The organism is Streptomyces sedi, from assembly GCF_006335015.1.
Classification (GTDB): Bacteria; Actinomycetota; Actinomycetes; order Streptomycetales; family Streptomycetaceae; genus Streptomyces; species Streptomyces sedi.
Genome location: NZ_VDGT01000015.1, coordinates 64,368 through 75,745, shown reverse-complemented (window position 1 = coordinate 75,745; position 11,378 = coordinate 64,368). Strand labels below are relative to the sequence as shown.

At 73.0% G+C, this 11,378-nt stretch carries 10 protein-coding genes and 1 tRNA gene; 8 read left to right on the top strand and 3 right to left on the bottom strand.

Going from position 1 to position 11,378, the window contains the following annotated elements; all coding sequences use genetic code 11:
* Positions 1-91: 91 nt before the first annotated feature.
* Positions 92-1,399, bottom strand: coding sequence for an isocitrate lyase (gene aceA, locus FH715_RS19330; protein WP_139647035.1), 1,308 nt, complete (start codon positions 1,397-1,399; stop codon positions 92-94).
* Positions 1,400-1,844: 445 nt separating this feature from the next.
* On the opposite strand from aceA, the gene FH715_RS19325 reads away from it, so the two are divergent.
* On the top strand, positions 1,845-3,266 hold the full coding sequence (locus FH715_RS19325) for a short-chain fatty acyl-CoA regulator family protein (protein WP_139647033.1): 1,422 nt from the start codon (positions 1,845-1,847) through the stop codon (positions 3,264-3,266).
* A 386-nt stretch (positions 3,267-3,652) separates the two neighbouring features.
* Here the strand turns inward: FH715_RS19325 and solA are convergent, their stop codons facing one another.
* On the bottom strand, positions 3,653-4,819 hold the full coding sequence (solA, locus tag FH715_RS19320; RefSeq protein WP_139647031.1) for an N-methyl-L-tryptophan oxidase: 1,167 nt from the start codon (positions 4,817-4,819) through the stop codon (positions 3,653-3,655).
* A gap of 115 nt (positions 4,820-4,934) precedes the next feature.
* Entirely contained in the window at positions 4,935-5,480 is a 546-nt protein-coding gene (locus FH715_RS19315) for a MarR family winged helix-turn-helix transcriptional regulator (RefSeq protein WP_139647029.1), read from the bottom strand.
* 203 nt (positions 5,481-5,683) lie between these two features.
* Between FH715_RS19315 and FH715_RS19310 the strand changes: the two genes are divergently transcribed.
* From FH715_RS19310 to FH715_RS19280, 7 genes are all read left to right on the top strand, one after another.
* On the top strand, positions 5,684-6,679 hold the full coding sequence (locus tag FH715_RS19310) for an EamA family transporter (protein ID WP_139647027.1): 996 nt from the start codon (positions 5,684-5,686) through the stop codon (positions 6,677-6,679).
* A gap of 64 nt (positions 6,680-6,743) precedes the next feature.
* Positions 6,744-7,694 (top strand): SMP-30/gluconolactonase/LRE family protein, encoded by a 951-nt coding sequence (locus tag FH715_RS19305; RefSeq protein WP_139647025.1) that lies wholly within the window; start codon positions 6,744-6,746, stop codon positions 7,692-7,694.
* Between the two features lie 66 nt (positions 7,695-7,760).
* A tRNA-Met gene (locus FH715_RS19300) sits at positions 7,761-7,837 on the top strand.
* A gap of 134 nt (positions 7,838-7,971) precedes the next feature.
* Positions 7,972-8,187, top strand: coding sequence for a hypothetical protein (locus FH715_RS19295; protein ID WP_139647023.1), 216 nt, complete (start codon positions 7,972-7,974; stop codon positions 8,185-8,187).
* A gap of 460 nt (positions 8,188-8,647) precedes the next feature.
* Complete coding sequence (locus tag FH715_RS19290; protein WP_139647020.1) at positions 8,648-9,874, top strand: helix-turn-helix domain-containing protein; 1,227 nt, start codon at positions 8,648-8,650, stop codon at positions 9,872-9,874.
* A 289-nt stretch (positions 9,875-10,163) separates the two neighbouring features.
* Positions 10,164-10,718 carry a hypothetical protein gene (locus tag FH715_RS28615; protein WP_139647018.1) on the top strand — a complete coding sequence of 185 codons (555 nt, stop codon included), beginning with the start codon at positions 10,164-10,166 and terminating at the stop codon, positions 10,716-10,718.
* A 169-nt stretch (positions 10,719-10,887) separates the two neighbouring features.
* Positions 10,888-11,304 carry a hypothetical protein gene (locus FH715_RS19280; RefSeq protein WP_139647016.1) on the top strand — a complete coding sequence of 139 codons (417 nt, stop codon included), beginning with the start codon at positions 10,888-10,890 and terminating at the stop codon, positions 11,302-11,304.
* Positions 11,305-11,378 lie beyond the last annotated feature (74 nt).

Below are 11,378 nucleotides of genomic sequence, written 5' to 3'. Positions count from 1 at the left end.
GCCGTCAGGTCGGTGGGCGGGTCGGTGGGCGTGCGCCGGCGCGTCCGATGAACCCGTGTGCGCCGGCGTGCGCGCCCGACCCTGGGACTGCTCAGTGGAACTGCTCGGCCTCCGTCGAACCGGCCAGCGCCGTCGTGGAGGAGGTCGGGTTGACGGCCGTGGAAACCAGGTCGAAGTAGCCGGTGCCGACCTCCCGCTGGTGGCGCACGGCGGTGAACCCGTGCCGCTGGGCGTCGAACTCCCGCTGCTGCAGGTCGACATAGGCCGTCATGCCCTGCTCGGCGTAGCCGTGGGCCAGGTCGAACATGCCGTGGTTGAGCGAGTGGAAGCCGGCCAGCGTGATGAACTGGAACCGGTACCCCATGGCGCCCAACTCCCGCTGGAACTTGGCGATCTGGTCGTCGTCCAGCGCCGCCCGCCAGTTGAACGAGGGCGAGCAGTTGTAGGCCAGCAGCTGGTCCGGGTAGCGGGCGTGGATCGCCTCGGCGAACTCCCTGGCCTGGTCGAGGTCCGGGGTGCCGGTCTCCATCCACAGCAGGTCGGAGTAGGGGGCGTAGGCCAGTCCGCGGGCGATCGCCGAGGCCATCCCGTTGCGCACCAGGTAGAAGCCCTCGGAGGTGCGTTCGCCGGTGACGAAGGGGGCGTCGAGCTCGTCGACGTCGCTGGTCAGCAGCGTGGCGGCGAGGGCGTCGGTGCGGGCGACGATCACCGTCGGCACGTCGGAGATGTCGGCGGCCAGCCGGGCCGCGTTGAGGGTGCGGACGTGCTGGGCGGTCGGCACCAGCACCTTGCCGCCCAGGTGGCCGCACTTCTTCTCGGAGGCCAGCTGGTCCTCGTAGTGGATGCCGGCGGCACCGGCCGCGATCATGGCCTTGGTCAGCTCGAACGCGTTCAACGGCCCGCCGAAGCCCGCCTCGGCGTCGGCGACGATCGGCGCCAGCCAGTCCACCGGGTCGCTCTCGCCCTCGGCGGTGGAGATCTGGTCGGCGCGCAGCAGCGCGTTGTTGATCCGACGGACCACCTGGGGAACGGAGTTGGCCGGGTACAGGCTCTGGTCGGGGTAGGTCTGACCGGCCTGGTTGGCGTCGGCGGCGACCTGCCAGCCGGACAGGTAGATCGCCTGGAGACCGGCCTTGACCTGCTGCACGGCCTGCCCGCCGGTGAGCGCGCCCAGCGCGTGGATGTAGTCGCGCTCGTGCAGCTGCCGCCACAGCCGCTCGGCTCCGCGCCGGGCCAGGGTGTGCTCCTCACGGACGCTGCCGGCGAGCTGCACCACGTCCTGGGGGCCGTAGGTGCGCTGGATGCCCCGCCACCTGGGGTCGTTCGCCCACGCGTGGGCCAACTCCTCGGCGGTCCTCGGGGTGTGGGTGGATGTGGTCGGCTGAACGCTGAGAGTCATGATCGCCTCCGCGGTGGAACTGCCCTGATGTGATCGGAGTGACCTCTGAGAGAGGCACGGCACTGAGTGCCGTGGAGGGTGGGGGCCCGCCGTTCCCCTCCGCTGGGTGGAAAGGTGAGCAATGCTGCCGGCGGGCTCGCCGGCCGACGGCGGGGGACCGTGGCGTGGGTGGGCACGGTTCCCGGGTCCGCCGGGGCCGGTTCGCCGGGGTCCGGCGGGCCGTGCTCACACTGTGACGCTGGCACTGGGTGCCATCAACCGTGGATCGGTGCTAACTTCGAGAAGACTTCCGACGGCTTTTTGCTGAACGTGCCAATCACGGATGGTTTCGGATGGTTCCCGGGGCGCCTCGCCCGCCGGGCCGCCCGGGCCGCGTGGCTCCTGGCACGTCCCGGCAACGGAGCCGACGGGACGTTGACAAAGCTGACGGTCGAAGGAGACTGCGGTGGCCAAGGTCTACGCGGGACCACGGTTGCGGCGACTGCGCGCGGAACGGGGGCTGCGCCAGGCCGAACTCGCCAGGATGCTGGGCATCTCGCCCGGCTATCTCAACCAGATGGAACACGACACCCGACCGCTGACGGTGCCGGTGCTGCTGCGGCTGACCGAGACCTTCGGCGTGGACCCGGAGTTCTTCTCGGGGCGGGACACCAGCCGGCTCCTCGCCGACCTGCGCGAGGCGCTCGCCGACGAGGTCGACGGCGGCCGGGTGAGCCCGGACGACCTGGGCGAGCTCGCCGAGAAGCTGCCGTCCGTCGCCGAACTCGTGCTGGAACTCGGCCGCCGCAACCAGTCCCTGGCCCACCGGCTCGCCGAGGCCGCCGCCGTCCGGGAGGGCGAACCGGGGCCGCTGGGCGCCCGGCGGCCCGACGACCCGCGGACGCCCCACGAGGAGATCCGCGAGTTCTTCTACCGCAGGCGGAACTACCTCCACGAGACCGACCTGGCCGCCGAGGACCTCGCCGAGGAGGTCGGGATCAGGCCGGGCGAGGTGCTGACCGTGCTCGACCGCCGGCTCTCCCGGCACGGGGTACGAGTCGCCACCCATCCCGGGCCCGAACAGCACCGCTACGACCCCGGCGCCCGGGTGCTCTACGTCTCCGGGCGGCTGCGGCCGGGGCAGCGGGCGTTCCGCATGGCCACCCAGCTGGCGCTGCTGGAGTACGGCGCCGAGCTGTCGGCCCTGGCCGGCGAGGACTTCACCCCGGGGTCGGACGCCTGGTCGCTGGCCAGGATCGGCGTGGCGCACTACTTCGCCGCCGCGCTGATACTTCCCTACCGCGCCTTCCACGCCACCGCGGAGGAACTGCGCTACGACGTCGAACAGCTCACCGGCACCTTCGGCCTCGGCTTCGAGACCGTCTGCCACCGGCTGAGCACGCTCCAGCGGCCGAGGCTGCGTGGCGTGCCGTTCTCGTTCGTCCGGGTGGACCGCGCCGGGAACATGTCCAAGCGGCAGTCGGCGAGCGGCTTCCACTTCTCCCACGCGGGCGGCACCTGCCCGCTGTGGAACGTCTACGAGGCGTTCGCCGCTCCCGGCCGCATCCACGTGCAGATCGCGGCGATGCCCGACGAGCAGCGCTATCTGTGGATCGCGCGCACCGTGACCCGGCACCGCGGCGGCTGGGGAGACCCGGCCAAGACCTTCGCCATCGGCCTCGGCTGCGAGGTCCAGCACGCCACGCGGCTGGTCTACTCCGACGGCCTCGACCTGGGCAACGCCTCGGCGGCCACCCCGATCGGGATGGGCTGCCGCGCCTGCGAACGGCTCAACTGCCCCCAGCGCGCCGTGCCCCCGCTGGGCCGCGCGCTCGCGGTCGACGAGAACAGCAGCACCTTCGTGCCGTATCCGGTGCGGCCGGACTGACGGGCGCGGCGAGGCCGGTACCCGCCGGGGCGCGGGGGCCGTCCGCGCGGCGGGGCCACGCGCCCTCGTCCGCTCAACCGGATATGCGGGGGCCTGGAGCCGCGGGGCGCGCGACAACAGCCAAGCGCCGAAGGCCGTCACGGCCATCAGCCCGAAGTGGAGGGCGGTGGAAACGCCCAGCAGCGCACCGCCTGCCAGGGGCCCCGCGAGGAAGGCCAGCCCGCTCATCAGGATGCCGACCCCCAGCAGCCGCGGCGCCGGCTCGGCGTGCCAGGCCGTCGGCCGCCCGGCCGGCGTCGCGTCCGCCGTCCCTCCCCTCCGTCCGGTGTCCCTCAACGTCCCCCCTGTGTCTTCCATCTCTCCCCCCGGGTGCGGTCGGATGCCCGTCAGTCCTCCGGCAGCGGGCGTCGCGGGTCGAACAACTCGATCGGATGACGGGTCTCCCCATCCAGGGCCAGCTCGGCGAGGATCTCGCCGACCACGGGCACGAACTTGAAGCCGTGCCCCGAGAACCCGCCGGCCACGGTGACGGCGCTGTACCCGGGGTGGCGGGCTATCACGAAGTGGTCGTCGGGGGTGCTGGTGTACATGCAGGTGACCGCGCGCAGCAACGCGCCCGGCAGCGTGGGGAGATGGCGCCCCGCGTGCTCGGCCATGGTCGCCACCTCGTCGGGGTGGACCGTGCGGTCGACGGTCTCGGGGGTGCAGGTGCCGTCGTTCGACCGGTAGAACGCGACCTTCGCGCCGCCCTCCGGGCCGTCGATCGCGGGGAAGCCGTAGACCGAGGTGCCGTCGCGCTCCTCCCACACATAGATCGGGTGACGGTCCGGGAGGAAGGGCTCGACGCCCCGCTCGCCGCGCGGCGCGAACCAGTACATGACCTGCCGTTCGACGGCGAACGGCACTCCCAGGTCCGCCAGCAGCCCGGGAGCCCAGGCGCCGGGGCAGATCACCAGCTGACCCGCCGTGTAGCTGCCGGCGGCGGTGCGCACCCGGACTCCGGCGCCACCTGGCAGCTCCTCCCAGGAGGTCACCGGCTCCTCGAACCGCAGCTCGGCGCCGGCCGCCACGGCCCGCTCGATCGCGGCGCCGACCGTCGCCTCCGGGCGGACCAGGCCGGCCCTCCCCTCCCAGAGCGCCACCTCGTCCCCGTCCGGCGCGAGCGTCGGGAAGCGGCGCCTGATCTCCCGGGCGTCCAGCATCTCGTGCGGCAGGTCCCAGGCGCGCGCCGAGGCCAGCGAGCCGGAAACCGTCCGGCTCTCCGGCGTGCCGACCATCAGTCCGCCGCAGGGCACCCGCAGCTCACGCCCGGTCTCGGCGGCCAACTCGTCGAACAGCTCGTAGGAACGCAGCAGCAGCGGCACATACGCCTCCCCCTCGAAGTACGCCTGCCGGACGATCCGGGAGCCGCCGTGGCTGGACCCCCTGTCGTGTGCGGGGCCGAAGCGCTCCAGCCCGAGCACCCGGGCGCCGCGCGCCGCCAGCCGGTGGGCAGCCGCGCTGCCCATGCCCCCTACGCCGAGCACGATCACGTCATAGCTGGTCGCCGACATGCCTTCTCCTCCTTCGAACGGTGGGCTGGAACGGCGGACTGACCGGAACGGCGGACTGAGGGGCCCCGGTCCGCTTGCCGTCGCGCGCCGGAGCCGCACCGGCGCGGGCAGGGGCTCATCCGAGCCTCGTGTCGCCGAGCGCGACCAGCAGCCGGCGCAGCGCGTCGCTCAGCAACCGCTGGTCGGCCGCGGGAAGCGCGGCCAGTATCCGCTCCTCGTTGGCCACATGGGCCATCACCGTGCGGTCCACCAGGTCCAGGCCCGGCGAGGTCAGCCGCACCCGGACCGCGCGGCGGTCCCCGGGATCGGGCCGGCGCTCGACCAGGCCCTTGCGCTCCAGCCGGTCCAGCCGGTTGGTGACGGCGCCCGAGGTGACCATCGAGGAGAGCACCAGCTCGCTCGGCGTCAGCTCGTGGGGGGCGCCGGCCCGCCGCAGGGTAGCCAGCACGTCGAACTCCGCGTTCTCCAGGCCGTGGGCGGTGAAGACCGGCTTCATCCGCTTGAGCAGCAGACTTGAGGCGCGGTTGATCCGGCCGATCAGGGCCATGGCCGTCAGGTCGTCGAGGTCGGGACGCTCGCGCGCCCACTGGGCGGTCAGCTGATCCACGGCGTCGGTCTCGGCGGGGGCTTCGACCCCTGGGGGCGCCGCGCTGTCGTTCATGGCTCTCCGGTCCTTCTGGTGCGGTGAGGGGCGGACGGATCGGGAGGTGGTCTCCGCCCGACGCCGACTATCTTAACCTTCAGCTACTTGCCGTGAGCAAGAGGGTATGTCAGAATACTCGAAGTTATTTCAGCGTTGAGAGATACGGCGTTGAGAGATCAGCGCGAGCGAGGCCCCGCGGGGCCGGGAGCGGGGGTGCGCGGATGGGTGTCATCGGTGGTCGGGAGCGGGACGACGGACGGCTGCGCCGGCTGGTGGACCGGCCCTGGGCCGTGGCGGCCCTGGCCGCGGTCGGCCCGGCCGCCTGGGGCACCACCTATGTCACGACGACGGAGCTGCTGCCCCCGGACCGCCCGCTGGCGGTCTCCGCCCTGCGCGCGCTGCCGGCCGGCCTGCTGCTGCTGGCGTTCACCCGCCGCCTCCCGCAGGGCAGTTGGTGGATGCGCGCGACGGTGCTCGGGCTGCTCAACTTCGGGGCGTTCTTCCCGCTTCTCTTCTACGGCGCCTACCGCCTGCCCGGCGGCGTCGCCTCCACCGTCGGGGCGCTCTCCCCGCTGTTGGTGGCCGGGCTGGGCGTGGTGGTGCTGCGGGCCCGGCCGGGGCCGGGGACGCTGCTCGCGGCGCTGCTCGGGCTCTCCGGCGTGGCCCTGCTGGTGCTGCGCGCCGACGCGGCGCTGGATGCCACGGGGATGGCGGCGATGCTCGCGGCCACGACGCTGATGGCGCTGGCGGTGGTGTGCGCGAAGCGCTGGGGGCGCCCACCGGGAGTCTCGCTGCTGGCCCTGACCGGCTGGCAGCTGACGGTCGGCGGCCTGGTGCTGGCGCCGCTGGCGCTGCTGGTCGAGGGCGCGCCGCCGGCGCCGACGGCCGGCCATGTCGCCGGGTACGTCTATCTCGGGCTGATAGGCACGGTCCTCGCCTATGCCCTGTGGTTCCGGGGGATAGAGCGGCTGCCGGCCTCGTCGATGTCCTTCCTCGGGCTGGCCAACCCGGTGGTCGCGAGCTGCGCCGGGCTGGTGGTGCTGGGGCAGTCGCTCACGGGCTGGCAGCTGCTCGGGCTGGTGCTGGTGCTCCTCGGGGTCCTCTGGGGGCAGCGCGCGAGTCAACGCCCGCGCGCCGCCCGGGAGTCGGCGCCACCTCAGCCCCCCGGACGGGAGGGGACGGGCGCGCCTGGCGCCCGGACCACGGTCGTCCCCTGAGCCGTCCAATGATCTGATGAGAGAGGAGAGCCCGAGATCACACGACCGAGGACCAGGTGAAGAGATGTCCGTGGTGAACGCGCGAGCCGCGCTGTACGAGGTCCTGGACGAGCGTTTCCGCAGCGGCAGGTGCGCGAACGGGGACCGGCAGTGGGAGGCGCTGCACCGGGGCTCCCGTTGGGCCGAGGGTCCGGTCTATCTCCCGGCGGCCCGCGGCCTGGTGTGGAGCGACATCCCGAACGACCGGCTGCTGCGGTGGGACGAGACGACGGGAGAGGTCGGCGTCTTCCGCTCCCCCGCCGGCCACCCCAACGGGAACACGTTGGACGGCCAGGGCCGGCTGGTCACCTGCGAGCAGGGGAACCGCCGGGTCACCAGGACCGAGCACGACGGCTCGGTGACGGTCCTCGCCGACCGCTACCGGGGCAAGCGGCTCAACAGCCCGAACGACGCGGCGGTGCGCTCCGACGGCTCGATCTGGTTCTCCGACCCGGAGTTCGGCATCGCCAGCGACTACGAGGGCCACCGGGCCGAGAGCGAGATCGGCGGGCGCAACGTCTACCGGATCGACCCGGACGGCGGAGAGGTCAGGCTGGTGGCCGACGGGTTCAGCGGGCCCAACGGGCTGGTCTTCTCCCCCGACGAGTCCCGGCTGCTGGTCTCGGACAGCATCGCCAACCACATTCGCTCCTTCACCGTCGGCGAGGACGGCACCCTGAGCGAGGACGGCGTCTTCGCCAGCTGCACGACGGGGAACTTCGACAACATCCGGTTCGACGACGCCGGTCGGCTGTGGGCCGCCGCCATGGAGGGCGGGGTGCACTGCTACCACCCCGACGGCACCCTGCTGGGGCGGCTGCTGATCCCCGAGACGGTGGCCAATGTCCGCTTTGGCGGCCCCCGGAGGAACCGCCTCTTCATCGCCGGCACCACCACCATCTACTCGCTGATGATGAGCGTGACCGGGCTGCCGCCGCTGCCCGGCGTGTACCGGGCGCGCCCCGCCGACGGCTGACGGGACGCCCCACTCGGCAACGGTGGCACGAGCACCCCTCGGAATGGCGTAAGGTAGTGACCACGACGCGGGGTGGAGCAGCTCGGTAGCTCGCTGGGCTCATAACCCAGAGGTCGCAGGTTCAAATCCTGTCCCCGCTACCAGTTCGAAGGGCCCGGCACTCAGGTGCCGGGCCCTTCGCGTTGTGCGCCCGGCCCCACGGGCCGGTTTTTTGACGGGCGCTCAGCGGAAACAGGCGGCAGACTGAGCCGGTTGACCGTCCGACGAAAGGCACACCATGGCGAAGAAGGCCCCGCAGCCGAAGCGCGGCAACCCCCTCCAGGCGCGGCCGGGCTTCCGCCCGCTCACCGAGCCGGACGAGATCACCCCCGACCCCGAGGGCAACCGAGCCCAGCGCAGGGCGGCGGCCAAGGCCGCCAAGAAGGGCGTCGTGTCGCCCGCCGACGAGGAGAGGACGAACGCCGACGATCAGGAGGCGACCCACTCCGAGTGACACGCGCGGTCGGCGCGTTACGGATCGTTCCCGCCCGGATCGAGTGGGCCCACCTTCGGGTTGAGATCGGGGGGACACGACTTCCGACAGCGTCTCGGCGTGAAGGTGCGCGGATTCGATCGCGAGGAGAAAGGCGCGGAACGGCGGTGGCCGTCCGCGCCTTTTCGACGCCCCCTTCGCCGCCGCGGCGGCCCGCTTCCTGTCCGCCTCCCGCCGGGACCACGCCCCTTGTCCGGCCGCGCCCGGCGCGGGCTGCGCCGAGGCCGGCGGAGGGCGGCGTTCGGGTGGCGCCTCGTACGGGTGTCGCGGGTGGGAACGGAAGGGGTGACGGGGTGGGGCACGGGGGTAGCGTCCGAGGTGCTGCTGCCCGGCGACCCCATGGAGAGCCCCGATGTCCTTAACAACTCCCGTTCCACACAAGGCCGTTGCCCTGCCCGGCGCCTTGGTGGTGAGGTGAGCGATGGCCGAGGAGAGCGAGTCCATCGGGCAGCGGCTGCGACGGGCCCGGCTGCGGCTGGGGTTGACCCAGGCCGATGTCGCTGGACGGCTGCGCCGGACGCAGAGCTGGGTTTCCAAGGTGGAGAGCGGCGACATCGAGCTGGACCGGGCGAGCGTGATCAACGCGCTGGCCGGCGTGGTGCACATCCACCCCAACGAGCTGATCGAGCGCCCGTTCAGCGGCAGCACCGCGGAGAACCAGTGGCGGGTATCGGCGGCGATGACCCTGCGGGAGCTGCGGCGTTACGACCTGGCGCCGACGTTCGACGGCTCCCCCAGATCCGCCCCGGCACTCTGGCGGGCCATGCGCGGGCTGCACCGGCTGCGCGACGACGCCGACAACACCGGCATCCTCGACCGCCTCCCCGATCTGCTGCGCGAGGCACGGGCGTTGGCGGAGCTGACCACCGGCGGCGAGCGCGAGGAGGCGTTCGCGGTCTACGCCGTGACCTGCAAGTTCGCCCACACCTCGGCCCACGCCCTGGGCCATCCCGAGCTGGTGACGCTCGCCGCCGAACGCGGCGCGTGGGCCGCCGAGCGTTCCGGCGATCCGCTGCTGCCCGCCGTCGTCGACTGGATGCGCGCCTGGGACATGTGGGCCACGGCCGACTGGGGCGACGCGTTGGCGCTCGGCGACAAGGCGTTGCGCGGCGTCGCCGACGCCTACGAACGCGGCGAGCCGGCGGCGCTGCGGGTGTGGGGTTCGCTGCAACTGCGCGCCGCCGTCTCCTCGGCCAGGGCGGGGAACGCCGGGGAGGCGGACCACCGGCTGGAGTTGGCCGCCGAGGCGGCGCGCCGGATGGGCAAGGGGCCCGAACCTGGCTTCGACCGCCACTCGTTGACGTTCTCCGCCGGCAACGTCGGCATTCACGGCGTGAACGTCGCCCTGGAGCTGAGCCGGCAGGAGGAGGCGCTGCGCCGTCACGAACGGCTCGACCCGGCGCTCGTCGCCGCCCTGCCCGCGTCCCGGCGCGGCCACTACCGGATGGATCTGGCGCGCGCCTATCTCTGGTCGGGGCAGCGGGACCTGGCGGTGGCCGAGCTGTCGGCCGCCGAACGCATCGCTCCCCAGCTGGTCAGAAACCATCCGATCGCCAGGGCGACGTTGCGCAGGATCGTCTACGGCGAGCGGAGCGGGGTGCGGGAGCAGCTGCGCCGGATGTCGGCGCGGTTCCATCTGAGCGCCTGAGCGGCCGACCCCCCGAGCGGCCGGAGCCCGGGTCTCTGAGCCGAACGCGTGGCGCGGGGCGCCCCGGCGCCGGCGGAAGTCCGGGGGCGCGGGCGGGAGTTCGGGGGCGGCCGACGGACTGAGCCGGCGTGCGCGAGGGATGAGCGCCCGTGCTCCCGCCCCTGCGCTCCGATGGTGTCAGGGGTGTTGAACTGCTTGTATTCCTCCCCCTCATGCCGAGGGTGACTGCATGGGTACGTTCGGTAGCGGGTGGCCCGTCGTAGTCGCCACTCGTCGCCGGAGGTGTCGTGTGCAGAGAGACGTTCCCTTTCCCGCGTGGCTGCCGACCGCCGAGCAGGGCCCCAGGCCGTTGCCGTGCGGCCGGTGGTTCGACGTCGTCGGCGCAGGCGGGGCGGAGTCGGCCCGTGCGATAGCCCGGCTCGGCGAGCGGACCGGTCCCGTGATCCATCACCCGGCGGAGCACGCGATGTTCTGGCTGGTCCCGGTGGGGTCGGCCGACCTCTGGAGGCTGCCGGGCATCACGGTGCTGGGAACGGGCGAACGGCTCACGGTGCCGCCGCCGAACCGCACGGAGGGGCCCTGCGTGCGGTGGTTGATCCCGCCGCGCCGTCGCTGCCTGACCGAAGCGGCGGCGCTCCACCACGTGTTGAAGGTGGTGACGGCGAGCGGCCACCGGACGCCGGACGCCTACCGCACGGTGGAGTGCCACACCGGCGCCCACCGGCTCTGTACGAAGGCGGTCGCGCCACCGCCGCCCGCCGGCATCCCGGTGATCTATCTGGCCTGCGACTGCGGTTGCCACGAGCGGGCGGTCGGGCCGGGACGCGACCGCCTCGCCTCCTGACGCCGCGCGCGGCAAGTGGTGCGGCAAGTGGTCCCGAATCGCGTGAACTTGATCAACCGGCAAGCGTAAGCCGTAAGCGAGAGGACCGAGTTTGGCCAGTTGCCGCCTGACGGGAAGTCGGCGGCCCTGAGGCGGCGGAATTGTCAGACCCATGCGACAGCATGGGGGCATGGCAGACCTCGTCATCCACGATGAGTGGCAGCTCCCGGCGTGGACCGGGGCGGTGGGGCCCGGTTGGGCGGCTCTGCTGCTCCGGCTGCACTGGCGGCTGCTCGCCCTCGCCCCCGACTACCGGATCGAGAAGTGCGAGCGCGGCCTCGGCGGCCTGCGGGTGTGCGTCGCCGACCGCTTCGACGAGGAGGGGGACTTCGACGGTCAGTGGGCGGATCTCGCGACCCAGCTGACCGACGCGACGGAGACCGCCTCCGAGCGCACCTGTGAGATATGCGGCGGCCCCGGCCGGCCGCGGTTCCGCGGCGGCCGGGGCGAGGTGTGGATCACCGCCCTCTGCGACGGCTGCTCGAGCGACCTCGTGCGTCGCGCCCTGCCCGACGGGATACCGACGCCCCCCGGCCTCGAACGCTGAGGCCGGCCCGGCTCCCGGTCCAGCCCGGCTCCCGGCCCGGCCCGGCTCCCGGCCCGGCCCGGCTCCCGGCCCGG